Here is a 24,791-nt window from a genome sequence, read left to right as displayed (position 1 = left end):
CGGGGCGGAGCCGTGGCCAGCGGGTGCCGGCCGGCGGGCGCTCCGTCGTGCGCGATGAAGGGGACAGGTAAGGGAGATGGCCGTTGTTCCGGGTGGGACGTCGCCGAACGGGGCCGGCCGGCGCCTGCACTTCGTCTTCGAGTCCACCTGCGACCGCGCCCCGTCGGCCGTGGCGCTGGAGTGCGCGGGGCAGGCCCTGACCTACCGCGAACTCGAAGCGCGCGCCAACCAGTTGGCCCACCACCTGAAGGGGCTCGGCATCGGCCGGGAGGCACGCGTGGTGGTACTGGTGCCGCGGTCGGTGGACATGTACGTGTCCCTGCTCGGGGTGGGGAAGGCAGGCGCGACGTTCGTGCCCGTCGATCCGGCGGCGCCCCGGGACAGAGTCGCCTACATCGCGCGGGACGCGGGCGCCGACCTGGTGCTGACCACGTCGGAACTGGCCCCGGCCGTCGGCGGTCTCGGGTGCCGGGTGATCGAGTGGGAGTCCAGCAGGCACGCGTTGGCTGCGGCGCCCACGACCCGGCCGCCGGTGGGCCCGGACGGCGCGGGTCATCCGTACGGCCAGGACGGCCATGACCCCGCGGCCTACGTCATGTACACCTCGGGTTCGAGCGGCCGGCCCAAGGGGGTGGAGATCGCCCAGTCGAGCATCTGCAGCTTCCTCGACGTCGTCCCCGAGGTCTACGACGTGCAGCCCCACGACCGGGTCTACCAGGGGATGACGATCTCCTTCGACTTCTCCATCGAGGAGATCTGGCCGACCTGGTCGGTCGGCGCGACGGTCGTCGCCGGCCCCGACGGCTCCGCCCGGCTCGGTGCCGAACTCGGCGAGTTCCTCGAAAGCCGGGCGGTCACGATGCTGTACTGCGTGCCGACGCTGCTGGAGACGATCCCCCAGGAACTCCCGCGCGTCCGCAGCCTCGTGGTCGGCGGTGAAACCTGCCCCGCCCAGCTCGTCGAGCGGTGGAGCCGCCCCGGGCGCCGCATGCTCAACACCTACGGGCCGACCGAGACCACCGTCACCGCCACCTGGACGACGGTGGTGCCGGGGCGGCCCGTGACCATCGGCAGACCGCTGCCGACCTACTCCGTGGTGCTTCTGGACGAGCGGCGCCGGCCCGTACCGGACGGCGCGGTCGGGGAGATCTGTATCGGGGGCGCCGGTGTGGCGCGCAGGTATGTCGGGCGGCCTGAGCTGACGGCGGACCGGTTCATCGAGCACCCCCTGGCCCCGGACGGCGGCCGGCTGTACCGGACGGGAGACCTGGGGCGGATGACCGCCGGTGGGGACATCGAGTTCCTGGGGCGTGCCGATGCCGAGGTGAAGATCCGGGGCTACCGGGTCGATCTGGGCGAGATCGAGAGCGTGTTGCTGGAGGACCCCTGTGTGGCCGAGGCGGTCACCGCCCCGGTGGCCACCGCGGAGCGCGAGGGACGTACCAGGGAGCTGGCCGCCTACGTGGTCCGTGCGCAGGGCTGCGCGGACGGGGAGGAAGCCCTTGTCGCGCGGCTGCACGAACGGCTGCGGGACCGGCTGCCCGGGTACATGATGCCGTCCTACGTCGATCTGCTCCCCGGCCTCCCCGAGATGTCCAGCGGCAAGGTGGACCGCAAGAGGCTTCCCGCGCCCACCGGGCGGCGGATGGTGGGCGGCGGCCCGGTGGTGGCCGTCGCGGATGAGCTGGAGCGGCGGGTACGGGACACCTGGGCGGAGGTGTTGGGCGTCCAGCCCGACGGGCTGTCGGCCGAGGCGGACTTCTTCACGGACCTCGGCGGCCATTCGCTGCTGGCGGCCCGCGTGGTGACGATGCTGCGCGACCTGGGCGTCGGCGCGACTGCCGCGCTGCGCGACCTGTACGCGCATCCGACGGTGCGCGGGCTGGCGGCGCAGTTGGGCCGCGCGGAGCGGTCCGGGCGGCCGACCGCACCGCACCGCCCCGAGCACATCCGCCACGGCAGGGGCACCCTCGCGGCGGCAGGGACGGCGCAGGCAGTGATCATCTACCTGCTGGCGCTCGTGTTCACGCTTCCGGTGGTCCAGGTGTTCAGCGCGCACGACGGGCGCATCACGGGCGGGCTCTGGGCGCAGTTGACGGTGGCCGCGCTGATCGGCTACGTCGGTGTGCGGTGGATCCTGCCGGCCGTGCTCGTCCGCCCGCTGTCGGCGGGGATCCGTCCAGGACGCTACCGGCTGTGGGGCCGGACCTACTTACGGCTGTGGGCGGCGAACATGCTGCTGGGCCTCGCTCCGCTCCAAGTGCTGAGCGGTTCGCCCCTGATGGGCCCGTATCTCCGGTTGCTCGGGGCGCGCGTCGGGCCGCGTACGACGATCGCCACGGGTGCGGTGTCGCTGCCCGCTCTGGTGCGCATCGGCGGTGGCGCGTCGGTGGGGTACGGCGTCTCACTGATCCCGTGGCGGGTGGCGGACGGCTGGCTGACGGTCGCGCCGATCGACATCGGTCCGGACGCCTATGTGGGGGCCAACGCGGTGCTCGAACCGGGGGCGCGGATGGGAGCCGGCGCGGGGCTCGGCGAGCAGTCCGTCGTCGGGCAGGGCGAGGCCGTCCCGGACGGCGTGCGCTGGACCGGATCGCCGCCTTCCGCGACGGACGCGCTCGCCCCCGGCGTGGAGGCGATGCTGCGCCGCCCCGCGGACACCGGCGGGTGGCGGCAGCTCGCCGCCGCGCTGGGCGGCCTGGTCCTGCTGGAGACCGCCTCGCTCACCATGGCGGTTCCTGGTGTCGCGCTGTTCTGGTGGGCGGTGCTGACCTGGGGCGTCCTCGGGGGGCTCATCGGGGCCGTGCTGTTCGGGCCGGTGTTCGTCGTCACGGTCTGCGCGGTGGTCGCCGTCGGCAAGCACCTGGTGCTGCCGCGGGTACCGGTCGGTGTGCACCCGGTGTTCTCCTCGCTCGGCCTGCGCAAGTGGCTGTCGGACAAGCTGCTGGAGTTCAGCCTCGGCTACACCAACTCGCTCTACGCGACGCTCTATACGGTGCCGTGGCTGCGGCTGCTCGGCGCGCGGATCGGGCGGGGCGCCGAGGTCTCCACCGCCGCGCACATCGACCCCGACCTGCTCACCCTCCGCGACGGCAGCTTCGTCGCGGACATGGCGCACGTCGGCGCGGCCACCTTCGCGGGCGGCCAGGTCGCGTTCGGCACGACCGAGGTGGGAGAGCGTGCCTTCGTCGGCAACGCCGCCGTCGTACCGGCCGGGACGCGGACCGGGCGGGGTTCGCTGATCGGTGTGGGCACGGTGCCGCCGCGGAGCGGAGTGCCCGACGGCACCACCTGGCTGGGCTCGCCCGCCATCGATCTGCCGGTGCGCCAGAGCAGTGGCTCGTTCCCCGAACGGCTGACGTTCCGCCCGAGCCGCAAGGCCGTGCTCCAGCGTCTGGCCATCGAGTTCTTCCGCGTCACCATGCCCGCGTCGCTGCTGAGCGGCAGCCTCTACCTGTATCTGCTGGGGCTCGCCGGGGTCACCCGTGCCCTGAACCTGCCGTGGACGGCACTCGTCTCACCGTTCCTCGCGGTCGCCGCAGGCTTCGCGGTCGTCGCGTACTGCGCCGCGGTCAAGCAGGTGGTCATCGGGACCTACCGGCCCCGGGTCGAGCCGTTGTGGAGCCTGTTCGTGCGTCGCACCGAGTTCATCACCGGCCTGTTCGAGGCGGCAGCGGTGCCGGCCGGTGTGGGGCTCCTGATCGGGACGCCCTTCCTCCCCACGGTGCTGCGCGGATTCGGCACCCACATCGGCAGGGGCGCCTGGATCGGCACGACGTTCCTCACCGAGTTCGACCTGGTGAAGATCGGCGACGATGCCGCCGTCGGGCCCGGAGTCTCGTTGCAGACGCACCTGTTCGAGGACCGCGTGATGAAGATGGCGTCGGTCACCATCCGGGACGGCGCCAGCGTCGGCACCCGCGCGATCGTGCTGTACGACGGCGTGGTCGGCGAGGACGTCAGCCTCGGCGCGCTCTCGCTGCTCATGAAGGGCGAGCACCTCGCCCCGGGCACCAGTTGGCGGGGCATCCCGGCCGAAGGTGTCACCGAGCGGCCCGCCGCCCACGTTCCTGACAGGCCGGGGAGAAGCCCATGACCTACCACGGCATCCTCACCTCGTTGCGCCGGACGCTCACCGGCCGGAGCGCCCCCGCGCCCCCCATAGGGGACCGCCCGCTGGCGCTCGTCTACCGCGGTCCCGCCTCGCTGCCGGCCGGCTGCGCGGAAGCCGTGGCCGAACTGCTGGCCGCCGGCCCCTGGGACCTGGACGTCCGCTACACGGGCCCGCGCGAGGCCCTGCCCCTGACGGCGGAGGTGCTGGCCCGCGCCCAGGTTTACGCCCAGCCGGGCGGCGGCACCCTGGCGCACGGCTACCGGCACCTGAGGCGGCAGCGCGCGGCCATCCGTGACTATGTCCAGGGCGGTGGCCGCTATCTGGGCTTCTGTCTCGGCGGGTATCTGGCGGGCGCAACACCGGGGTTCGGGCTGCTGCCGGGCGACACCGACCAGTACATCTCCTCGCCCGGCGCCACTGTGAGAAGCGACGACGACACCTTGGTCGAGGTGGAGTGGCGGGGGCGGACGCGGAGCGTGTTCTTCCAGGACGGCCCGCTCTTCGAGCTCGACGACGGCGCCGAAGCGACCGTTCTGGCCACCTATCCGAACGGCACGGTCGCCGCGCTCGCCGCACCGTTCGGGAAGGGCCGCGTCGCGGTCGTCGGCCCGCACCCCGAAGCCACCGACGACTGGTTCACCGACGCCCGTCTCCCGGTGCGTCACGCCCGTGACCTGGCCCTCGATCTCGTGGGCGAGGCGATGAGGGGAACCACGTCCGCGACCTGACGGCTCCCCGGGCTCGTCGTCAACCACGGGACCTCGCTGCCCGGAAGGCGTGCATCCGGCAACGCATCCGCCCTCCCTCTGCGGCGTGCTCCCCCCGCTCCGCCTTCCCCCGCTCCACGCCGCGACGCGCAGCAGGCCACGGGCCCGTTTGAGTACGCATTGAGAACGCCTTGACCACGGCTCTCAACAATCCACTGCGTACAACTCCGAGGCGGCTCACAAGGCCGTCCCGCGAGAGTGGTGACACCGAATCCGAGAGGGAGAGTAGGTAGCCCACGTGGTCACCTGGAACAGTACGCGCTACACCAGCCAAGAGGTCTTCGACCTCGAACAACGCCGGATATTCGGGCGGCAATGGATGTGTGTGGCCCACTCCTCAGAAGTTCCCGAAGCCGGCTCCTTCATCCGGGTGGATCTCGGCGGCGAGAACCTGCTGGTCGTCCGGAACAGGGACGGCCGGATACGCGCCCTGGTGAATCTCTGCCGGCATCGCGGAGCCCAGCTCTGCCTCGATGACCAGGGCAGTTTCCGCAGATCCATCCGCTGCATTTATCACGGGTGGACCTACGACCTCGACGGTCAGCTCGTCGGGGTGCCCTGGGCCGACAAAATGCCGCCCGGCACCAAGGACCGGCACCTGCACACCGCGTCCGCCACCGAATGGCTCGGTTACATATGGATCAATCTGGATCCCGCTGCCGCACCGCTCGACGACCAGGTGGATCCGCTGATACGGGCCCGGTTCGGAAACGACTTCAATCCCATTCCGCACTACGGCACCGAAGACCTCCGGATCGCGCACTCCATCTCCTACGACGTGCAGGCGAACTGGAAGATCCTCTGGGAGAATTTCGACGAGTGCTACCACTGCCCCACCATGCATACCGAACTGTGCGCCGCGGTCCCGCAGTTCCGCGGCGGATACGGCACGGTGACAGGACCGCAGGGACTCGGGGCGCAACTCGCCGAGGGAGCAACGGGTTTCTCGTCATCGGGTCAGGCCATCGCCCCCAACCTCCCCGGGGTGCCGGCCGATGACGGGCACACCTTCTACGGAATCCTGTTGTGGCCGAACGCTTCGCTGGTATTCGTACCCGACCACGTCTTCTGGATGCGGCTCGAACCGCTGGGGCCAAGCCGCACCCGGGTGGTGGGTGACTGGCTCTTCCACCCCGACGCCGTCCGGGAGCCCGGATTCGACCCCGCCGACGCGGTCAAGGTGATCGACGCCACGAACCGTGAGGACTTCGAAGCCTGCGAACGCGTACAACGGGGCGCGCATTCCCCCCACTTCGACGACGCGCAGATCCATTCCCCCTACGAGTACCGGATAGCTGAATTCCGGCGCTGGGTGGACAGTGCGCTGAGCGATGCGGGGGCCTCGTACACGCCTGCGCAGCAGACGGAACAGAACGGAAATTCCGCGACGGATTCACGCACCCGGAACCAAGGAGAATCACGTGATGGATCAGCGACTTGAGAGCCACTACGCCAAGCTCGCCGAGATCTACAACGCACTGTGGGAGAACCGGCCCGAATATCCCGACTGGATGGCGGAGGAGATCCGTGCCCGCCTCGACGTCAAGGAAGGGAACCGGATCGCGGACATCGGGGTGGGCACCGGACTGTTCCTGCGGCACCTGCTGCCCTACGCCACACCGAGCACCCCCGTGCTCGGCATCGACCCTTCGGCGCCCCTGCTGGACCTGTTCCCCGACGATCCGCGCCTCCACCCGGTGCAGGCGACGGCGGAGGACGTGGCCGCCCGCCGTGTGGAGCTTCCGTACGCGTCCTTCGACTCCATCGTGATCAAGGAAGCCGTCCATCACTTCAGCGACCTGGACAACACGCTGGCCGGCCTGTCCCGCCTGCTGGCGCCCGGCGGCCGGTTCCTCATCATCGCCCTGCCCCCGAAGATCGGGTACCCGCTCTTCCAGGCGGCGCTCGACCGCTTCGCCGTGGAGCAGCCGGAGCCGGAGCGGATAGCCGCCGCGATGCGCGGCGCCGGCCTCGAAACGACCATCGACTACGACGAATTCCAGGCGACGATCGAAAGGGAAACCTGGCTCCGCCTGGTCGCCGACCGCTGGATGTCGGTGCTCTCGAACTTCTCCGACGACGAGCTGGCCCGCGGCCTGGAAGAAATCCGGGAAACCTCCACGGCGCCCCACCTGGACTTCCCCGACCGGTTCACCTTCATCCTGGGCCACCGCCCGGCCTAAGGCGTATCCGGAAATGGTTCAACGGGCCGTCCGGCGAACCATTTCCGGGCACCGCTCCACAGACGCGAACCCCCCGCTCCTGGCCCTTGCCCATCCGCCAGGCCCCTCCCTGTTCACCGGAATACCGCTGAGAAGAGTGTGAATCAATGTCGGCAAAGTTGAGCCTACGGCAGCCCGACCGCGCGTCACTCATGGACGTGAGCCTGGAGACCCCGCGGCTCACGGACGGGCGCGAGATGTGGCGCATCGCCCGCGACGCGAAGTCCCTCGACCTCAACTCGCCCTATTTCTACGTCATGTGGTGCCGGGACTTCGCGACGACGTCGGTGGTCGCACGGTCGGCGGACGGCGTCTGCGGATACATCACCGGATTCGCCAGGCCCGAGTATCCGGACACGCTGTTCGTCTGGCAGACCGCGGTGGACGCGGCACAACGCGGGCAAGGGCTCGCCCGCCGCATGCTGCATCACCTGGCCGGCAGCCGATACCGCTTCGTCGAGGCCACGGTCACGCCTGACAACATCGAATCCGACCGGTTCCTTTCCTCTTTCGCCCGCGACCGGCAAGCGGAATTGCACCGTTCCCCGCTCCTGGGCCCGGAGCTGTTCCCCGGCGGTCACGAGCCCGAGACGCTCTACCGCATCGGCCCGCTCGGCGCGTAATCCGGTCCCGTACCGGAGAGCCACCGCTCCGGAAATACCGCACACCGCACACGAATTGAGGAGTCACATGATCGTCCGATCGCTTGACGGGATCACGGGAACCGACAGGGATGTCGAGGGCGAGACCTGGCGAAGTCGCCGCATTGTGCTGGCCCGCGAGGGAGTGGCGAAGAATGTCATGAACACGTCACGATCAAGCATGCCGTGACCGGCCGGGATTCCGTCCTGCGGGAGGGGTGCGGCGCCCGGGGCTCACCCGGCGGGGGCGGGCTTCTTGATGGCCATCGCCATCAGCGCCGCGACCCCGCACAGCGCACCGGAGGCCAGCCAGGCGGTGTCGTACGAGCCGAGCGCGTCCCTGACCATGCCGCTGAGGAACGCCATGAGCCCGGCGCCCACTTGGTGGAAGGTCAGGGTCCAGCCGAAGACGATCGCACTGTTGCGCTCGCCGTAGATCTCCCGGATGGCGCAGAGCGCGATGGTCGGCGGGACGGTGGCCACGTCGAGCAGGCCGAAGAAGATCACGAAGACGATCAGCGGCCAGCCGGCCTGCGGGCCGAGCAGGGTGGGCAGGCAGGCCAGCGAGATCCCGCGCATGCCGTAGTAGACGCAGAGCAGCAGCCGGGGGTCGATGCGGTCCGTGAGCCAGCCGGAGAAGATCGTGCCCGCCACGTTGAAGATGCCGATCAGCGAGAGCAGCGAGGCGGCCATCGTGGGCGGCATGCCGTGATCGTGCGCCGCGGGGACGAAGTTGGTCCACATGATGCCGTTGGTCGAGGCGCCGCAGATGGCGAAGGTCCCGGCGAGCAGCCAGAACGGGCCGGTCCTGGCCGCGTGGCACAGCACCTGCACCGCGTGCCTGGCGGCACCCGGCACCGGGACCGGCTTGGGCGTGAACTCCTCGGCGCCGTACGGCTTCAGGCCCGCGTCCGCGGGGTGGTCGCGCAACAGCAGCCACACCAGCGGCGCGAGGACCAGTGCCACCAGTGCCACGGTCACCGTGACGGGGCGCCACTGGTAGCGGTCGATGGCCGAGGAGAGCACCGGCAGGAAGACGAACTGCCCGAAGACGCTCGCCGCCGTCAGGATGCCGGTCACCAGGCCACGCCTGCGGGTGAACCAGCGCCCCACGACGATCGCCGCGAAGCCCATGGCGATGGAGCCGCAGCCGAGGCCGACGAGGAAGCCCCAGTAGAGCGTCAACTGCCAGGCGTGGGTCATGAACGTCGTCAGGACGGCACCGGCGGCAATGATGCCGAGGGCGACGGCGACGACGTTCCGGAGGCCGAACCTGTCCATCAGAGAGGTGGCGAACGGCGCCGCCAGCCCGTTGAGCGCCATGTTCACCCACATCGCGAAGCCGATCGAGCCCCGCGACCAGTCGAACTGCTGGTGCAACGGGTTGACCAGCAGCCCCGGCATGGTGCTGAAGGCACCCGCGCTCATGATGGCCAGGGCGGCGACGGCCGCCACCCACCAGGCGCGGTGTATGCCCCTGCGGCCTTGGACCACGGGCGGGGGTTTCAGCGTCTGCGTCATACCGGAAATGCTGCGACTGCGGCAGGGAGGGAACGAGTAGCCAGATGGCCAGCATGTGCAAAAATCTGGCCATGAGTGTCTTCGTACATCCGGGACGCCACCGGGTCGCCGTCCTGGTGCGGCACGGGGTGCTTCCGATGGAACTCGGCCTGGTCCACCAACTGTTCGGCGCCGCCGTCTCCCCCGAAGGCACGCCGCTGTACGAGATCGCGACCTGCACCACCGTCCCCGGCACGGTCCGCACCGACACCGACTTCTGCCTCCACGTGGCACACGACACGCGGGCACTCCGGGAGGCCGACACCGTGATCGTCCCGGCCACGCACGAGGACGACGAGACGTACACCGAAGGGCGGCTGCCCACCGCCCTGGCCGAGGCGTTCGCGCACATCGGGCCCGGCACCCGGCTCGCCTCGATCTGCACCGGCGCCTTCGTACTCGCCGCCGCCGGGCTGCTCAACGGCCGCCGCGCCACCACCCATTGGAAGTCCTGCGCACACTTCCGGCAGCTGTACCCGGCCGTCCGCCTCGACCCCGATGTGCTCTACACCGACGAAGGGGACGTACTCACATCCGCCGGGGAGGCGTCCGGCATCGACCTGTGCCTGCACATGATCCGCAACGATCACGGCGCGTCCGTCGCCAACGAGGTCGCCCGCACCACCGTCGTACCGCCGCACCGCGACGGTGGCCAGGCCCAGTTCATCCAACGGCCCGTCCGCGAGCCGCAGTTCTCCTCCACCGGCAACGCCCGCGCCTGGGCGCTCAGCCGCCTCGACCGGCCGCTCACTCTCCAGGAGCTGGCCGCGCAGGAGTCCATGAGCGTACGGACCTTCACCCGCCGCTTCCGTGAGGAGGTGGGCATCACCGCGGTGCAGTGGCTCACCCAGCAACGCATCGAACGGGCCAGGCAGTTGCTGGAGGAGACCGACCTGCCCATCGACCGGATCGCCGCGGACGCCGGCTTCGGCACGGCCGCCTCCTTCCGGCACTCCCTCCAGGCGGCACTCGGCGTCTCGCCCACCAGCTACCGCAACACCTTCCGCGGCCCGGCCACGGCTTCCGGCAGTAGGACGTGACTGAGCGAGGCTTCGGCAAGGACGCCAACTGCCCGGCAAACAAGGGGAGTTCGAGGGAGAACGGGCCGTTCAGGGGGTAAGGGACAGGCGATGACGGCCGGCGCGCCGCGTCCTGGCAACGTGACGGGTCAGCGGGCGCGCCCCAACTCCTGGAGGTCAGCATGTGGGAACTCAGAGGCGAGGCGGAAATGCGGCTGTACTCGGACCGACTCGCCGCCGAACTCGCGCAGAAGCGCCGCGAGGAGCAGGAAGCGGACAACGGCAGCGGTGACCTTGCCGCCCCGGTGGACGCAGGCGGCGGGGCCGCCGGGGCGGTCTCCGGAAGCGGAGAGGAGACCTAGGTCCGCAACGGTGATGACGGCGGCACGAGCCACGCGGCCCGGCAGCCTTGGTTGACGCGCCGTCACGGTGGTCAGGCGCCAAGGACCTCGTCGGCGCTGCGCGGCTCTGTGCGCGGCTGCTGGTTGAGCCTGTGGCGCGCGATGGAGGAGTGCCGGTAGACCTCCTTGCGGGCGCGCATGATGGTGCCCAGCGGGGCGTGCTCGGCGGTGACCCGCCAGGGCGTGAAGGACAGTGAGTCCATCTTCTCCAGGTTTTCCGGTCCTGAGATGTCCTGCTGCGGCAGCCGCAGTTTGGCCACGGTGACGGGCGGCGAGAGCTGCTCGGGCCACTCCACGGTGGTGTCCTCCACCGGCATCCGCTCCAGGTCGGTGCAGAGCTGGACCTGGATGTCGAAGGCGTAGGGCCGCTCCTGCAGCTCGGCTTGCAGGGCCGGCCGGAAGACCTCTGCCGCGGAGGTCGGGTCGATGGCGCGCCTGACCACCGCGGCGGCGAAGTGCGGGTCGGGGGTGATGCGCACCTTGGCGATGTAGTCCCCGTGCCGCACCGCGCCCATCGTCCAGTAGCTCGACAGCAGGACGTTGACCGGGGGGATCTTGGACAGGCGCAGGAAGGCCAAGAACTCGTCCCACGCCCAGTCGTCCCGGTCCAGCGTCCCCTTTCCGGTCACGAAGTCGGTGAAGAAGCGATGTGCGCCGGGCCGGCCCTGGGAGAAGTAGGCCGGCGCGTTCAGGAACAACTCCTGGATGAACAGGTAGTGCTCGACCGTATTGCAGAAGAAGATCGGTGCGTTGATGTTGGCGTAGTCGAAGGTGCCGGTGCCCGGTTCGTCTTCCAGCAGGGTCGGGCCGTCGATGTCGAAGATCTTCAGTGCCAGTCCGGTGGCGCTGCCCAGTCGCGCGTCGGCTCCGGCGTGCGGCGAGCCGTTGGAGAAGCGGATGAGCGCGTCGTGGGTTCCGGGAGTCGCGTAGATGCCCTGGGCGTACTCGGGGGGAAGCCCGTCCAGGATCTCCACCTGCCCTCGGAGCAGCCCGTAGCCCTTGGCATGGGCGTCGCGGAGTGCACGTCCGGTGCCACCCGCGCTGACCGAATCGGTGATGTAGCTCTCGGTCTTTTCGATCACCGTCTGCAGGTTCTGGTCGAAGTGCGGTTCATCGTCTTCGACGTCCGGCGTGTAGGGGACGAACTGTGGTGCCATGACTTCGGCCTCTCCTCGGGGACGGTGGCCGGCCTCGGAGGGTGGGGCTCAGTCCTCCAGGTCGGCGAGCCAGCGCAGGGCGCGCAGACCCGGCAGGAAGCAGTACTCACCGCCGCGGGTGACCACGAAGCCGGGCAGGTTCCGCAGGCGGCGCCTGACCGGCTTCTCCGGGATGGTGGCGCTGCCGGTTCCGTCGTGATGGCCGGCTACCGGGTCCTTCTCGCCGGGGTAGCCGATGAAGTTGCCGTCGTTGACCCACTCGGCCTTGATGAACTCGAACTGTCGCTCCAGGTGAGCCCCGATGAAGACGCCGACCAGACCCCGGTCGGCACCGTCGTCCTCCAGTACGCCATCGGGCAGCGGCGGGCCGTAGGTGGTGCCGCGGCGGATGAGGCGGTGCATCCGTGCGTCGCCGATGATGGTGGCGTCGCGGGGGTTGGTACGCCGGATGTGCGCACCCGCCGGGCACCGGAAGCCCCGGTCGTCGTTCTCCCGGTACAGGAAGTTGTTGACGCGGTGCGGATCGGCCGCCAGCTCCGGGTCATCGTGTTCCGGTGCCAGGGCCAGCGGCGCGCCGCTGGGCCAGCGGCCGACCATCTTGGCCGCCAGGAGCGCCTCCTCCTGGGCGTTGGAGGTGTTCGCGCGCAGGTACGTGCGCCAGGCCGCCACGTTGGTGTGGATCTTGCGCACGGCCACATAGGTCCCGTTGCGCCCCAGCACATCGGGGCTGGGCATGGCCGGCAGGCTGCCGGTTTCGTCGGGGTAGCCGAGGATGAACTCGCCGGCTTTGATGGGGACTTCCTGCGGGTTGGAGCCGGGCAGTCCGACACCCTCGATGTTCGGATGGCTGATGCCGTCGCGGAAACCGAAGGTGGTGCGCCCGGTCGGCAGCTGGTGGACCTCCTGCTGCCAGATCACCTGGACGCCGGGCATGTCCTCGTAGGCGACGCGGGCCCGCTCCAGCTCCTTGTCCAGCTGCGCCGCGTCGGATGACAGGGCGCTCAACGCGATGTGCACATCGCCCGTTCCGAACGGTGCCTCCCAGTGGGCCGGGCCGCTCTCGCCCACGTCACCGATCAGCTCCGCCCGAGCGGCCATGCCCTCGCGGAACGCCCGCGGGAAACTGTCAAGCGACTCCTGCGGCACCCCCAGGGCCTTCAGCCCCTGGTAGGTGAAGGCCACCGCCACCCAGGCATCCTGGCTCCGGTCCACGTCGGGCAGACCGGCCGAGGTCAACGGGAGCAGCCGCCGCAGCAGGGCGCGTCCGGCGTGCCGGTCATCGACGCGCAGGAAGATGAACCTTCCCTCGTACGGCACCGGCCGTGGGCGCAGTGCCCCGCTCTGGATGTCGTCGATCTCGACGCGCACGCCGGCCGTGCTGCTGCTCGCCGCTGTGTTCATGATCGCTTGTGCCTCCACATCGGTCCCTGCCTGGGCAGCCCTGCCGCGCCGATCGGCGCCATCCGACGCGGTCCACCGGTGTCGGGTCGGCTGTGAGAGTTGGCTGTGTCCGGTTCTAGGCCGTCAGAAGCGCCCTAGGCCGAGGCTTCCTCCAGCAGCTTCTGGAAGGCCGGCGTGCCCACCAACGCGGCATTGGCCGGGTTCTCCAGCGCCGCCCGGAATTCAGGGGTGTCCAGCACCGCCTGGAACGCCTCGTTCACGCGCTGGTCCTTCCAGATCTGCTGAACGGTCAGATCGGGGTACGAGCTGACGAAGACCCCCGCGGGCTCCTGCTGGGCAACGAACCAGTCCTTCACCCCTGGATCGCTGATGCCGGGGAACCCTTCGGAGTGGGAGAAGACCGTGTCGAAACGGGCCCCGACCACCGTCTTGCCGAAGTCGTCGATGTACGTGTCCCAGGAACCGTCGAAGACGCTGGCGAACATGAACCGGGTGTCGTTGTCGAAGATCACATGCCGCGCGTCGTGCAGGGTGCCGATCTGGCGCAGCGCCCCACGGGCCTCCACGTCAGCCGACCCGCCGGCGAGCGTGGCGAGATCCTCACGCAGCGCGTCCCCATGACCCGGCTTGATCTTGGTAAAGACAGTGAATTCGCTACAGACCCCATCCGTCATACCCGGGCGATCGGGCTGAGCCGACTGGGCTGCACCTGACGTCGCAGTCATCGGGAGATTCTCCTGCCACAGATCGGTGCGAAGGTCGCCAAGCGCCCGCATATCGGGGCGCCATCGCCCTCACCTCTCAATCCTCACTGCACATGCACTGCCGCGCATCTTCGCCCCAGGGCGACGGGGTCACCGTCACGATGCCGCGAAGGAAAGGCAGACCCGGAGGCCGGCCGGCCGTCCCGTTCCGGGAAGGCAGCACGACGGGTGCGGCAGGCCGATGCACGCTCCTCGCGTCCCGCAGAAGCTCCCGAGGACAGATCCGGCCGGGCGCAGGAAAATGGAATCGGGAGGCGCCGAGTACGTCGTCGTCACGCTCCCGGACAGGCACTTCCGCCCCCACCGGAGGTAACCATGGGCAAAGTTCTCGGTGATGTGCTGGGTCTTGCGGCCGGCGTCGCGATCAGCCCGCTCCCGATCATCGCCGTCATCCTCGTACTCGCCACGCCTCGCGGACGCCTCAACGGACCGCTGTTCACCGTCGGCTGGATCCTGGGGCTCTCGGCTCTGGGCGCGGTGATGCTGGTGATCGCCTCCCCCGCAGGCGCCTCCTCCCACAATCACCCGGCCACCTGGGTGGGCGCGCTCAAGCTCGCCCTGGGCGTGCTCCTCGTCCTCTTCGGCGCCCGGCAATGGCACCGCCGCCCGGCGGATCCCTCGCAGGCCCAGCTGCCGAAGTGGATGGGCGCGATCGACCGCCTCACGCCGGTCAAGATCTTCGGACTCGGACTTGGCCTGGCCGCGCTCAACGCCAAGAACGCCCCGCTGACCATCGCCGCGGGCGCCGCGATCGGCTCGGCCGGACTGCCGGCCGGGCAGCAGATCGCCTCGCTGGCGATCTTCGTTCTGATCGCCACCCTCGGCCTGCTGGCCCCCCTGGGGGTCTTCCTGCTGGGAGGAGAGCGGGCGAGAACCACGCTCGGCAATTGGAAGGACTGGGCAGCTCAGCACAATGTCGCCGTGATGGCCGTCCTGTTCTTCGTTCTCGGGTTGAAACTGCTGGGCGACGGCATCTCCGTCCTCACCTCCTGACAGACCGCGGCCGGGCGGATCAGGGGCGGGGTCCGCGTCGTCGGCAGCCGCCGTGTCGTCGAGGCCCCGGCCGGTCCGGCCGGGGCCTCGACGACCTTTTCTAGGTCGCCGGGACCGCCTGTTCCACGGTGAACTTCGTGCGGAGGGAGGCGCTGTAGCGGCGCAGCAGCAGGATGGCGGTGGCGGCGAGGCCGGTGAGCAGGCCGAGCCAGATGCCGAGGGTGTGGAGTCCGGCGGCATAGCCGAGCAGCCATGCGGCGGGCAGGCCGATGAGCCAGTAGCCGATGAGGGTGATGCGGAAGCCGCTCTTGGTGTCGTCGAGGCCGCGCAGCAGGCCGACGCCGATGTTCTGGGCGCAGTCGAAGAACTGAAGGACCATGATCACCAGGAGCAGGTGGGTGGCGATGGACACTGCCTGGGCGTCGCGGGCGCTGCCGGTGTCGAAGAAGGGGCTGAGCACCAGGTCGGGGAGGGTGACGTAGACGATGCCCACGACGACCATCACGGCGCCCGCGCAGGCCAGCGCGGTGTTCTTGATGCGCAGGGCGTTCTCGGGCCGGTCCAGGGCGAGTTCGCGGCTGACGTTGATGGACGCGGCGTGCGAGAGGCCGACGGCAACCTGGAAGACGATGTAGACGAGCTGGTTGACGGCGGTGTGCGCGGCCAGGGCCGCGCTGCCGAAGGAGCCGGCCATCAGCGCGGTCACGGAGAAGAAGCCGGCCTCGGAGCCGTAGGTGGCGGCGATCGGGATGCCGAGCCGGATCAGGCGGCGGACGGTGGCGCGGTCGGCCTTGGCGATGTTGACGCTCAGCAGCGGGCCGAGTACCGGGTCCTTCTTCGCCGAGAGGTACAGGGCCAGGCAGGTCAGCAGGTAGACCAGCGAGGTGGCCACGCCGACACCGGGCAGGCCCAGCTTCGGCAGTCCCCATGTGCCGTGGATCAGGGCCCAGTTGATACCGGCGTTGACGGCGACGGAGGCGATGGTGATCTGCAGCAGGGCCTGCGGGCGGCGCATGCCGACGGTGAACTGGCGGACGGCCTGGAACCACAGGCAGGGCAGCAGGCCGGGGGCGAGCGCCAGCAGCATGGTCTGCGCGCGGTCGACGACGTCGGCTTCCTGGCCCAGGAAGGTCAGGGCCTGGCCGATGAGGAGCATCAGCACGGCCCCGGCCATGCCGGCGAGCGTCGCGACGGCCAGGCCGGCCCGGACGATCTTGCGCACCTCGTCGCCGCTCCGGTGCCCCGCGTCCCCCGTCGCCGCGCCGTCCCGCTCCGTCTCGGCGCGCGCGTCGGCGGCGGCGATCTGGTTGCCGACGGAGGTGACCAGGCCGACGCCCATGGTCCGCAGCTGGTTGAAGAGGACGATGGCAAGACCGCCCGCCGCGAGGTCGGCCGTGCTGAGCATGCCCATCATCACGGTGTCGGTGGTGGTCAGCGCCACCTGCGCGAGCTGCGTGAGGATCAGGGGGACGGCGAGGGTGGCCAGGGCCCGGCTGTCGCGGATGAGGGTGGTCAGTGACATGGCTGGTATCAATTCCTGCGGAGTTTGGTGAGCTTCTCGTCGATCTCACGCTCGACGGCGGGATCGAGGAGGTTGCGGGCGTTCATCCAGTCGTCGTTGAAGACGGTGTCCATGTACTTCTCGCCGCCGTCGTTGACCAGGGCGACCATAGTGCTGTCCGGCGGGAGGGAAGGCAGGCGGGTCAGGGCCTCGTGGACCACCCCGCCCGCCGAGCCGCCGATGAGCAGACCGGTGCGGGCGAGTGCGCGGGCGGTGGCGAAGGCTTCCACGTCGCCGACCTTGACGCCTTCGTCGATCAGGTCGAAGTCGACGAGCGCGCCGATCTCGGCGCCTTCGGGGGTGCCGGTGCCGGACTGGTAGTAGTCGTGGGCAGGGCCGCCGAACGCGATGGACCCCTTGGGCTCGACGCCGACGGTGGTGAAGTCCGGTGCCAGTTTGCGCAGTTCGCGGGCGGTGCCGCACAGCATGCCGCCGGTGCCGACCGCGCCGATCACGACGTCGATGGTGCCGAGGGCCTGGTGGAGTTCGTGGGCGACGGGGAAGTAACCGACGCCGTTGGCGGGGTTGTTGTGCTGTTCGGTGAAGATGGTGTTGTCCTGGCCGCGTGCCATGTCCTCGGCCAGCTCTTCGCGGGCGGCGGTGGCCAGCTCCTCGGTGCCGTCGTCGACGACGTAGACGAGTTCGGTGCCCAGCGCCTTCATACCGCGCAGCTTGTCGGCGGCGGCGTGGTGGTCGACGACGGCGGTGAAGGTGTAGCCGCGTTCGGCGGCGATGACGGCCAGGCCGAGGCCGGTGTTGCCGGAGGTGGATTCGATGATCCGGCCGCCGGGGCGGAGTGTGCCGTCCTGCTCGGCGGCGTCCACCATGGCGCGGGCCATGCGGATCTTGGCGCTGCCCGTGGGGTTGTACATCTCCAGTTTGAGCAGGAGGCGGCTGCCGGTTTCGGTGCGGCACAGCTCCAGCAGCGGGGTGCGGCCGATGAGGTCGGATATGCGGGAGACCACGGCGGGGCGCGCGAGTGCCTCGTTCATGGGAAGACTCCTGGGCGTTCGAAGGGGGTCAGCAGGCGGGCCGGCGGTCCAGGCGCCAGCGCGGGCGGCCGTCCAGGCGGTCCAGTACGACCTTGGTGGGCAACGGCAGGTCGTGGAAGGGCGACTCGTTGGAGTCCATCTGGTAGCCGGCGGTGTTCGGGTAGACCAGCAGGTCGCCGACGCCTGGCCGGGCGGGGAAGGGGATCTTGCGCCAGGTGACCATGTCCGACTCCAGGCAGGACGCGCCGCCCACGCACGCGGGGTGCACCGCGCCGCCGCGGGCACGCCCGGCCGGGGTCACCAGCTGCGGGTCGGGCAGGTACTCGCTGTTGAACCACTGCTCGGACAGGCTCAGGCTGGTGCCGTCGACCGTCACGATCCGGTACCCGTCGCGGTCCTTGACGCCCTGGACGCAGAAGACGGATGAGCCCGCCCTGTCCAGCAGGGCGCGGCCAGGCTCCATCATCAGCAGCGTGCCGGTGTCCTTGAGCCGGGCCGCGAGGGTGTCCCGGCCGCCTTCGGGGACGGTGGCCAGGATGGTGCGCAGGGCGTCGGCTCCGGCGACGGGTGAGTGGTACGGGTAGAAGTCGCCGCTCTGGAACGTCTTGTGTGCGTGGTAGTGCTCGGGGCGCTGGCCGGCGAGGAAGGTGTGCCAGCGGTCGGCGGAGCTGTAGTCGACGGCGAAGCCGCCGCCGATGCTGATCCGGTCGGCCTGCAGCCCCCGCACCCTGGCCTTGAGGCACAGGTCGACGAGTTCGCCCGCGAGGTCGGCGCGCGGCTGGGTGGCGTAGCCGGACAGGTGGAAGCTGAAGCCTTCCATCCGTACCGCGTCCCCTGCGTGTACGCACCGGTCGAGCGCGGTCTCCAGCTCGGCGGTCGTCATGCCGAAGCGGCTGTGCGGCTGTGCGGGCGGCAGGCGGCGCAGCAGCAGCCTGGCCGGGCGCACGGTGCCGGTCAGCGCCAGGGTGATCAGCAGGTCCAGCTCGTCGAGCGCGTCGACGGCGACCAGGCAGCCCTGGAGGAGGGCGAGGCGCAGCAGTTCGTCGCTCTTGGCGGGTCCGGTGACGACGAGGTGCTCGCCGCGTACGCCGTGTCCCAGTGCCTCGCGGAGTTCGCCCGCGCTGGCCACGTCGACGCCTGCCTGGTGGGCGGCGGAGCGTTCCATCCACACCGCGGCCTTGTTGGCCTTCTTCGCGTAGTACACCCGCCCTTCGACCCCGGCGTCGCGGAGCGCGGCGCGGAAGGCGGCGAGGTTCGCGTCGAAGCGGTGCGGCAGCAGGAAGTGGAAGGGGCCGCCGAAGGCGTAGGACAGTTCGTGCAGCAGGCCGCTGTCCAGGACCCGGTCGGTGTCGGGGTCGGTGTGGGCGGGCAGCGTCGGCACGGTCGTGGGGTGCGGTCCGGTCACTGCCACAGCGGCACCTGCACTCCCAGGCCCTGGTCCAGGGCGAGTTGGGCGAAGCGGTGGCCCAGCGCGATGTCGGTGACGACGAGTCCGCTGTTGTAGGCGAAGATGCGCTCGGCCGGGGACCTGCGGCCCGCGGTGATGCCCGCGATGACCGGGGGGAACTCGGTGTCGACGGCGGGGAATTCGCCGTTGTCGTCGGCCATGTCGGTGCCGGTGACCCTCATCTGGGCCTCGCTGGTGGCCACGACGCGGTCGGCCTGGTGGAGGGTGGAGGGCGCGAGGCCGTGTCCGACGAGGACCGACAGCGCGCCGGGCTTGAGCCAGCCGGCTTCGACGGCGGCCGGGGTGTGGCCGCCCGCGGTGGCGAGGATGATGTCGGCGTCGGCCGCGGCGGCCCGCAGGTCGGTGACGATCTCCACGTCCCGCTCGGGGAAGTGCGCGCGCAGCTGTTCGCGTACGGCGGCGATGCCGTCGGAGTGGGTGCCGAAGAGCATCAGACGGTCCAGGTCGGGCAGGGTCGTCAGCAGGAAAGGCAGGGCCAGGCGGCCCTGGGTGCCGGTGCCGATGACCAGGGCGCTGCGGGCGCCGGGCCGGGCGCATTCGCGGGCCAGCAGCGCGGAGACGGCCGGGGTGCGCAGCGAGCCGATGCGCCCGCAGTCCATCATCGCGACGGGCAGCCCGGTGACGTCGTCGTAGAGGGTCAGCGAGGTGTAGTAGTGCTGTGCCTCGCGGCCCTTGTCGAGTCCGTGCTTGTAGGAGGTCTTGATCGCGACGACGTTGCGGGAGCCGTCCCTGCCCAGCATCGCGTAGGAGACCGAGTGCCCGTCGTCGGGCTTGACGGTGAGCTTGCGGGGGTTGTCCGAATTTCCGGCTTGAAGGGTGCGGTAGGCGCCTTCCACGGTGGCGACGACATCGGCCAGGGATATGTCGATCCCGGCGAGGTCGCTCTTCGACAGGACGCGCAGGGTCGTGTCGTCCGCGGGGAGGGAACGGGCCTGGTGGGCCACGGTGGTGTCGGTCATGTCCGTCCTCGGTGCGTGGTGGGCGCTCAGGCTGCGTGGGCTTCGATGGCGGCCTGACCGTAACCGTGCTCGTCCTGTTCGGCCAGGGGGCGTGTGCCGCGTCGGGGGACGCGGACGGAGGCGCGCTTGAGCCAGCGGTCGGTGCCGTCGTACCGGGCGCGGAAGGGCACCCGGCCGTGCACGACGAGGTCGTTGTCGACGATCAGCACCTCGCCGGGGTGCAGGCTCACGGCCCGTGAGACGCGGGCGAGTTCGGCTTCCAGGCGCCCGTAGGCGGCGCGGTATTCCGCGTCGGCATCGGCGAGCGGGGTGTAGGCCGGGTCGAACCGCAGCGTCAGGCCGTCATCGGCACGGAAGAGGACGGGCACCGGTTCGGGCGCCCGGTCCGCGTATCCCTGGGCCTCGGCGTACGCGTCGTCGGGCAGGATCGGCAGCGCGGGCCTGGTCAGCGTCGCGATGTCCGCCTCGTCGAGCCGGACGTTGCGGATGCCGGCCGCGGTGGTGGCGATGTGGTCGTGGTTGCGCATGCAGCCGAGCATCAGCAGGTGGGCGCGCCCGGGGTGGAAGGCGTCCTCGGTGTGCGGGCTGAGCAGCACGGTGCTGCTGGCGCCTGTCTGTTCGGTCTCGTGTCCCGGGGCGGGGACGATGTTGTGCACGAAGCGGCCGTCCTGCTGGCCCTCCCACGCGATGGGGTTGCCCATGACGGTGGCGAGCAGCAGCAGTTCGATGTCGTGGACGGCGGCGCAGTCGCCCGCGGTGGCCCAACTGCCGGGCGTCGGGCCTATTCCGGCGTCGTCGACCTCCAGGCCGCGCAGGATGAACAGGCCGTCGTCGGTGTCGACGGGGCGCAGTGCGTGGCGCAGCCGGTCACTGAGATCGCCGGCGAATTCGGCGACACGGGCGAGGAGTTCGGGGGAGGTCGCCGAGGTACCGAATTCGGTGAGGATCTTCTCGGCGGCGTGGCGCAGTTCCCCGACGCAGGCGGCGTCGAGCTGACGAACGGGTGCGGCTCCCGTGCTCATGTCGAGGTAATCCGTTCCGTTGAAGGCGGGGAGTGAGGTGCGGTGCGGCGCCGGACGGGCAGGGCGCAGCACGCCTGACGGACCGGCACGGGGGCCTGACGGTTCCGCTCCGTGCCCGGTGTCTGGCGGACGGTGACGAAGGTACCCACAGCCGTAAGGCAAGGCAAACCTAACTAAATTTTGCGGCCGTGTGTCCGGGTTCGTTCAACTCTCGCCGTTAAAGGGCCGGTTGACGTCGACCAATTCCCGTGATCGACCCTCCGCGCCTTGCGGAAACAGCCAGGATCAGGGTAGGCAAACCTAAGCAGTGGGATCCGACCGGAACTGAGCGGAGCGAGGCAACGTGGACTTCACCAGGCGACAGGCGCTGTGGGCCGGCGGCGGCATAGGCGTGGCCGCCCTGCTGACCGCCTGCACGGGCGGCAACGGTGCGGCCTCATCCGACTCCGGCGGCAAGCCCAGAAAGGGCGGCACGCTGCGCATCGGCGCACTCGGCCGCTCCTCGGCGATCACCCGCGACCCGCACGGCAGCCAGGGCAACGAGAGCGACTACCTGGTCATCGCCCTCGTCTACGACACGCTGACCGCGCCCGGCCTGAAGGACAACACCGTCGGCCGCCTCGCCAGCACCTTCACGCCATCGAAGGACCTCAAGACCTGGCGCTTCACGATCGCCGAGGGAGCGGCCTTCCACGACGGGACCGCGGTCACCGCGGACGACGTGGTGTGGTCGCTGCGCCGGCTGCGCCACACCCCCGCGGGCGCGGCCCGGCTGCCCGGCATCCAGGCGAAGAACATCACGGCCGACGGCAAGGACACCGTCGTCCTCGTCTCCGATTACGCCAACGCCGAACTGCCCTCGCTCACCCGCCTGTCGACGTTCATCCTCAAGAAGGACACCCCCGAGAAGGACATCGCCACGTCGCCGGGCACCGGGCCCTTCACGCTCGACTGGTACCGCGGCGGCAACGCCCGCCTGCTGCGCAACGAGCACTGGCACGGCGGGCAGGTCCGCCTCGACGCCATCGAAGTGACCATGTTCGAAAGCCCGCAGGCGATGGCCAACGCGATGATGTCCGGCCAGATCGACGTGGCATCCAACGCCGGTGCGGTCGCCGCCCGTACCGCCGCCGCCCGCAAGGACATCCAGATCGTCCGGCGCCCCAACGACATGGCCATGCCGATCGTGATGCGCACCTCCAGCGGCCCGTTCGCCGACCCCAAGGTCCGCGAGGCGATGAAGTTCGTGGTGGACCGCGAGGCGATGATCAAGCAGGCCCTGTCCGGATACGGCACCGTCGGCAACGACATGCTCGGCACCGGTGACCCCGACTACGCCAAGGACATCCCGCAGCGCCACCGCGACCTGGCGAAGGCGAAAAAGCTGCTCAAGGAAGCCGACTTCGACTTCTCCAGGACCTACGAACTGGTCACCACCGAAGACGTCGCCGGACTCGCCGAATCCGCGACGCTCTTCGCCTCCCAGGCCCGCGAGGCCGGCATCAAGGTCAAGGTCGTCAAGCAGGAATCCGGCACCTTCTACCAGAAGACCTGGCTCAAGGGCGACTTCTACACCAACTACTGGGGCACCAACGACTCCGTGGTCTTCTTCGCCTCCAAGACCATGACCACCGGATCCGGCCAGAACGAAGCCGACTGGTCCGACAAGGACTTCGACGCCGCCTACCACAAGGCCATCGCCACCTCGGACACCGCCGCACGCGCCACCGCCCTGCACGACCTCCAGCAGATCGAGCACGACCGCTCCGGCTACCTGCTGTGGGGCGTGGCCGAGGGCATCGACCTGGCCGCGCCCAAGGTCCACGGCCTGCCCAAGCTCCCCGGCTACGGCCGCGTCCAGCTCGAAAACGTCTGGCTGGCCCCATGACCGGAACCACCGCTCCCCCGGCCGAGGCCACCACCCGGCCCGTGACGGCATCGGCGGCACACCGCGCAGGGCTGCTCGCCCTGCGGACCGCATCGGTGCTGGGCAAACGCCTCGCCATGCTCCTGATCCTGCTCGCCGTGGTGTTCGCGGCGATCGAACTGCTGCCGGGCGACGCGGCAACGGCCACGTCCGAACGCGGCGAGGGCGCCGCCGGAATCGCCGCCCGCCGTCATCTGCTGGGCCTGGACCGGCCGGTGTGGGAACGCTTCCGGGACTGGATCACCGCCCTGCCCACCGGCGACCTCGGCACCTCAGCCCGCGGCCAGCAGGTGACCGACCTGCTCGCCGCGCCGCTGCCCAACACCATCGTGCTGGGCAGCACCGCCTTCGTGCTCACCGTCATCGCCGCGCTGGCGCTCGGCATCTGGTCCGCCGCCCGGCCGCGCGGCGTCGTCGACCGGGTGGTGGACCTCACCTCAACCGCCGCCTTCGCGCTGCCCGAATTCGTGGTCTCCATCGGCCTGTTGCTGGTGCTGGCCCTGTGGACCGGCTGGCTGCCGGCCGCCACCGTCACCGGCGGGGACGGCGCCCCGGCCAGCTGGACCATGCTGGTGATGCCGGTACTGGCGCTGACCGTCCCGCAGACCGGCTGGAACACCCGGATCGTCCGCGCCGCCCTCGCCGACCAGGCCGCGACGCCCCACGTGGAGGCCGCCCACCTGGACGGACTGCCGCTGCGCCGGGTCCTGCTGCACCACGCCCTGCCGGGTGCCTGGCCCGCCATCGCCACCGGCATCGCCACGTCCACCGGAATGCTGCTCGGCGGAACGGTGGTGGTGGAGACCCTCTTCAACTACCCGGGAATCGGCACCGTGCTGGCCGGAGCCGTCGCCGACCGCGACACCCCCGTCATCGCCGCCGTCGTGGCCTGCGCGGCGGCCCTGATCACCGTCGTCCTCCTCCTCGCCGACCTCGTCCGCGCCCGCACCCTGGGAGCCCGCTCATGACCGCCACCGCGGTCCTCGACCAGCGGTCCGCGCGCCGCACCTGGCCGCGGATCCTCCTGCCCGTCGCCCCCGCCGTCCTGCTCGTCCTGACCGCGGTGCTGGGCCCCGCGCTGGCCGCCCGGCCCGTCGACAAACCCGTCACCGCCCCCTACGCGGAAGCCGGCGCCGAAGCCGTCCTGGGCGGCGACCAGCTCGGCCGCGACGTCCTCAGCCGGCTGCTCAACGGGGGCAGCGCCCTGATCGGCAACGCCCTGATCGTGGCACTCGCCGTCACCGCCCTGGCCACCCTGCTCGGCTGCTACGCCGTGCTCAGCCCCCGGCTCGGACGCCTGATCGAGCGCGCATCCGACACCGCCATCCTGCTGCCGCCGGTCCTCGGCATCATGCTCCTCGCGCTGGCCTGGCCCGGCGGCGGACGGCCTGCCATCACCCTGGCCGCCATCGGGCTCGGCACGCCGTACGCGGTGCGCATCGTGGCCAGCGCAGCGGCCCCGCTCGCCGGCGCGGGCTTCATCGAGGCGGCCGTCGCGAGCGGGGAGGGCACCACCCACCTGGCGCTGCGCGAAATCCTGCCCAATCTCCGCGCCGTCGTCCTGGCCCTGTTCGGCCTGCGCTTCGTCGACGGGGTCTACGTCATCTCGATGGCCGGATTCCTCCAACTCGGCCCCCAACCGCCCGAGGCGGACTGGGCGCTGATGATCCGTGAGAACAGCCCCGGCATCCTCCTCAACCCCTGGGCCGTGGTCGCCCCCGGCCTGGCCATCGGACTGCTCGCCATCAGCGTCAACCTCGCCGCCAACGCCCTGGCACCGGCCACCGCGCGCCGGTCCGCACTGCGATGACCACCGGCCGCTC

At 70.4% G+C, this 24,791-nt stretch carries 21 protein-coding genes; 12 read left to right on the top strand and 9 right to left on the bottom strand.

Annotated elements, in window-relative coordinates; all coding sequences use genetic code 11:
- Positions 1-76: 76 nt before the first annotated feature.
- From ACGFNI_RS29745 to ACGFNI_RS29720, 6 genes are all read left to right on the top strand, one after another.
- The gene (locus ACGFNI_RS29745) at positions 77-4,096 is read left to right on the top strand and encodes a Pls/PosA family non-ribosomal peptide synthetase (protein ID WP_393687836.1); all 4,020 of its coding nucleotides are present in this window, start codon (positions 77-79) and stop codon (positions 4,094-4,096) included.
- Positions 4,093-4,842 (top strand): BPL-N domain-containing protein, encoded by a 750-nt coding sequence (locus ACGFNI_RS29740; RefSeq protein ID WP_393687834.1) that lies wholly within the window; start codon positions 4,093-4,095, stop codon positions 4,840-4,842. Before ACGFNI_RS29745 ends, ACGFNI_RS29740 begins: the two co-directional genes overlap by 4 nt.
- A 277-nt stretch (positions 4,843-5,119) precedes the next feature.
- A complete protein-coding gene (locus ACGFNI_RS29735) occupies positions 5,120-6,322 on the top strand; it encodes an aromatic ring-hydroxylating dioxygenase subunit alpha (RefSeq protein ID WP_393687833.1) in 1,203 nt (400 codons plus the stop codon).
- On the top strand, positions 6,306-7,064 hold the full coding sequence (locus tag ACGFNI_RS29730) for a class I SAM-dependent methyltransferase (RefSeq protein WP_393687831.1): 759 nt from the start codon (positions 6,306-6,308) through the stop codon (positions 7,062-7,064). Before ACGFNI_RS29735 ends, ACGFNI_RS29730 begins: the two co-directional genes overlap by 17 nt.
- A gap of 191 nt (positions 7,065-7,255) precedes the next feature.
- Entirely contained in the window at positions 7,256-7,726 is a 471-nt protein-coding gene (gene ectA / locus ACGFNI_RS29725; protein WP_393688029.1) for a diaminobutyrate acetyltransferase, read from the top strand.
- 67 nt (positions 7,727-7,793) lie between these two features.
- Positions 7,794-7,934 (top strand): ectoine synthase, encoded by a 141-nt coding sequence (locus ACGFNI_RS29720; RefSeq protein WP_393687830.1) that lies wholly within the window; start codon positions 7,794-7,796, stop codon positions 7,932-7,934.
- 44 nt (positions 7,935-7,978) lie between these two features.
- Here the strand turns inward: ACGFNI_RS29720 and ACGFNI_RS29715 are convergent, their stop codons facing one another.
- The gene (locus tag ACGFNI_RS29715; RefSeq protein WP_393687828.1) at positions 7,979-9,265 is read right to left on the bottom strand and encodes an MFS transporter; all 1,287 of its coding nucleotides are present in this window, start codon (positions 9,263-9,265) and stop codon (positions 7,979-7,981) included.
- Between the two features lie 71 nt (positions 9,266-9,336).
- Between ACGFNI_RS29715 and ACGFNI_RS29710 the strand changes: the two genes are divergently transcribed.
- Both ACGFNI_RS29710 and ACGFNI_RS29705 read left to right on the top strand, forming a co-directional pair.
- Positions 9,337-10,344 carry a GlxA family transcriptional regulator gene (locus tag ACGFNI_RS29710; protein WP_393687826.1) on the top strand — a complete coding sequence of 336 codons (1,008 nt, stop codon included), beginning with the start codon at positions 9,337-9,339 and terminating at the stop codon, positions 10,342-10,344.
- Between the two features lie 161 nt (positions 10,345-10,505).
- Positions 10,506-10,685: a hypothetical protein gene (locus ACGFNI_RS29705; protein WP_393687824.1), complete on the top strand. Its 180-nt coding sequence runs from the start codon at positions 10,506-10,508 to the stop codon at positions 10,683-10,685.
- 71 nt (positions 10,686-10,756) lie between these two features.
- On the opposite strand, the gene ACGFNI_RS29700 is transcribed toward ACGFNI_RS29705, so the two are convergent.
- The 3 genes from ACGFNI_RS29700 to ACGFNI_RS29690 all read right to left on the bottom strand — a co-directional run bounded on the left by ACGFNI_RS29700 (position 10,757) and on the right by ACGFNI_RS29690 (position 14,007).
- A complete protein-coding gene (locus ACGFNI_RS29700; RefSeq protein ID WP_393687823.1) occupies positions 10,757-11,881 on the bottom strand; it encodes a catalase family protein in 1,125 nt (374 codons plus the stop codon).
- 48 nt (positions 11,882-11,929) lie between these two features.
- Positions 11,930-13,282, bottom strand: coding sequence for a Dyp-type peroxidase (locus ACGFNI_RS29695; RefSeq protein ID WP_393687821.1), 1,353 nt, complete (start codon positions 13,280-13,282; stop codon positions 11,930-11,932).
- A gap of 134 nt (positions 13,283-13,416) precedes the next feature.
- Positions 13,417-14,007 (bottom strand): hypothetical protein, encoded by a 591-nt coding sequence (locus tag ACGFNI_RS29690; RefSeq protein ID WP_393687820.1) that lies wholly within the window; start codon positions 14,005-14,007, stop codon positions 13,417-13,419.
- A gap of 354 nt (positions 14,008-14,361) precedes the next feature.
- On the opposite strand from ACGFNI_RS29690, the gene ACGFNI_RS29685 reads away from it, so the two are divergent.
- Entirely contained in the window at positions 14,362-15,039 is a 678-nt protein-coding gene (locus ACGFNI_RS29685; RefSeq protein ID WP_393687818.1) for a GAP family protein, read from the top strand.
- Positions 15,040-15,139: 100 nt separating this feature from the next.
- On the opposite strand, the gene ACGFNI_RS29680 is transcribed toward ACGFNI_RS29685, so the two are convergent.
- From ACGFNI_RS29680 to ACGFNI_RS29660, 5 genes are read right to left on the bottom strand one after another with little or no spacing between them, the layout of a single operon-like run.
- Positions 15,140-16,561, bottom strand: a complete 1,422-nt coding sequence (locus tag ACGFNI_RS29680; RefSeq protein ID WP_393687816.1) for an MATE family efflux transporter — start codon at positions 16,559-16,561, stop codon at positions 15,140-15,142.
- An 8-nt stretch (positions 16,562-16,569) separates the two neighbouring features.
- The gene (locus ACGFNI_RS29675) at positions 16,570-17,592 is read right to left on the bottom strand and encodes a cysteine synthase family protein (protein WP_393687815.1); all 1,023 of its coding nucleotides are present in this window, start codon (positions 17,590-17,592) and stop codon (positions 16,570-16,572) included.
- A 28-nt stretch (positions 17,593-17,620) separates the two neighbouring features.
- A complete protein-coding gene (locus tag ACGFNI_RS29670) occupies positions 17,621-19,003 on the bottom strand; it encodes a Y4yA family PLP-dependent enzyme (RefSeq protein ID WP_393687813.1) in 1,383 nt (460 codons plus the stop codon).
- Positions 18,994-20,019: an ornithine cyclodeaminase family protein gene (locus ACGFNI_RS29665; RefSeq protein WP_393687811.1), complete on the bottom strand. Its 1,026-nt coding sequence runs from the start codon at positions 20,017-20,019 to the stop codon at positions 18,994-18,996. Before ACGFNI_RS29665 ends, ACGFNI_RS29670 begins: the two co-directional genes overlap by 10 nt.
- A 26-nt stretch (positions 20,020-20,045) precedes the next feature.
- Positions 20,046-21,041, bottom strand: coding sequence for a TauD/TfdA family dioxygenase (locus tag ACGFNI_RS29660; RefSeq protein WP_393687809.1), 996 nt, complete (start codon positions 21,039-21,041; stop codon positions 20,046-20,048).
- A gap of 343 nt (positions 21,042-21,384) precedes the next feature.
- Between ACGFNI_RS29660 and ACGFNI_RS29655 the strand changes: the two genes are divergently transcribed.
- Genes ACGFNI_RS29655 through ACGFNI_RS29645 form a run of 3 tightly spaced genes read left to right on the top strand, consistent with a single transcriptional unit; the run spans position 21,385 to position 24,778 of the window.
- Positions 21,385-22,929 (top strand): ABC transporter substrate-binding protein, encoded by a 1,545-nt coding sequence (locus tag ACGFNI_RS29655; RefSeq protein ID WP_393687807.1) that lies wholly within the window; start codon positions 21,385-21,387, stop codon positions 22,927-22,929.
- Positions 22,926-23,936, top strand: coding sequence for an ABC transporter permease (locus ACGFNI_RS29650; RefSeq protein ID WP_393687805.1), 1,011 nt, complete (start codon positions 22,926-22,928; stop codon positions 23,934-23,936). The genes ACGFNI_RS29655 and ACGFNI_RS29650 overlap by 4 nt, the downstream gene beginning before the upstream one ends.
- A complete protein-coding gene (locus tag ACGFNI_RS29645) occupies positions 23,933-24,778 on the top strand; it encodes an ABC transporter permease (RefSeq protein ID WP_393687803.1) in 846 nt (281 codons plus the stop codon). The genes ACGFNI_RS29650 and ACGFNI_RS29645 overlap by 4 nt, the downstream gene beginning before the upstream one ends.
- Positions 24,779-24,791 lie beyond the last annotated feature (13 nt).

Origin of the sequence: Streptomyces sp. NPDC048644 (assembly GCF_043199105.1) — a bacterium.
In the GTDB taxonomy this organism is placed as follows: domain Bacteria; phylum Actinomycetota; class Actinomycetes; order Streptomycetales; family Streptomycetaceae; genus Streptomyces.
The sequence above is the reverse complement of the archived record's forward strand: the minus strand, read 5'-3'. Positions and strand labels throughout refer to the sequence as shown.

Coding starts and splice junctions, on each gene's coding strand:
- ACGFNI_RS29745 (WP_393687836.1), top strand. CDS start 77: ATGGCCGTTGTTCCGGGTGGGACGTCGCCGAACGGGGCCGGCCGGCGC.
- ACGFNI_RS29740 (WP_393687834.1), top strand. CDS start 4,093: ATGACCTACCACGGCATCCTCACCTCGTTGCGCCGGACGCTCACCGGC.
- ACGFNI_RS29730 (WP_393687831.1), top strand. CDS start 6,306: ATGGATCAGCGACTTGAGAGCCACTACGCCAAGCTCGCCGAGATCTAC.
- ectA (WP_393688029.1), top strand. CDS start 7,256: ATGGACGTGAGCCTGGAGACCCCGCGGCTCACGGACGGGCGCGAGATG.
- ACGFNI_RS29720 (WP_393687830.1), top strand. CDS start 7,794: ATGATCGTCCGATCGCTTGACGGGATCACGGGAACCGACAGGGATGTC.
- ACGFNI_RS29715 (WP_393687828.1), bottom strand. CDS start 9,265: ATGACGCAGACGCTGAAACCCCCGCCCGTGGTCCAAGGCCGCAGGGGC.
- ACGFNI_RS29710 (WP_393687826.1), top strand. CDS start 9,337: ATGAGTGTCTTCGTACATCCGGGACGCCACCGGGTCGCCGTCCTGGTG.
- ACGFNI_RS29705 (WP_393687824.1), top strand. CDS start 10,506: ATGTGGGAACTCAGAGGCGAGGCGGAAATGCGGCTGTACTCGGACCGA.
- ACGFNI_RS29700 (WP_393687823.1), bottom strand. CDS start 11,881: ATGGCACCACAGTTCGTCCCCTACACGCCGGACGTCGAAGACGATGAA.
- ACGFNI_RS29695 (WP_393687821.1), bottom strand. CDS start 13,282: ATGAACACAGCGGCGAGCAGCAGCACGGCCGGCGTGCGCGTCGAGATC.
- ACGFNI_RS29690 (WP_393687820.1), bottom strand. CDS start 14,007: ATGACTGCGACGTCAGGTGCAGCCCAGTCGGCTCAGCCCGATCGCCCG.
- ACGFNI_RS29685 (WP_393687818.1), top strand. CDS start 14,362: ATGGGCAAAGTTCTCGGTGATGTGCTGGGTCTTGCGGCCGGCGTCGCG.
- ACGFNI_RS29680 (WP_393687816.1), bottom strand. CDS start 16,561: ATGTCACTGACCACCCTCATCCGCGACAGCCGGGCCCTGGCCACCCTC.
- ACGFNI_RS29675 (WP_393687815.1), bottom strand. CDS start 17,592: ATGAACGAGGCACTCGCGCGCCCCGCCGTGGTCTCCCGCATATCCGAC.
- ACGFNI_RS29665 (WP_393687811.1), bottom strand. CDS start 20,019: ATGACCGACACCACCGTGGCCCACCAGGCCCGTTCCCTCCCCGCGGAC.
- ACGFNI_RS29660 (WP_393687809.1), bottom strand. CDS start 21,041: ATGAGCACGGGAGCCGCACCCGTTCGTCAGCTCGACGCCGCCTGCGTC.
- ACGFNI_RS29650 (WP_393687805.1), top strand. CDS start 22,926: ATGACCGGAACCACCGCTCCCCCGGCCGAGGCCACCACCCGGCCCGTG.
- ACGFNI_RS29645 (WP_393687803.1), top strand. CDS start 23,933: ATGACCGCCACCGCGGTCCTCGACCAGCGGTCCGCGCGCCGCACCTGG.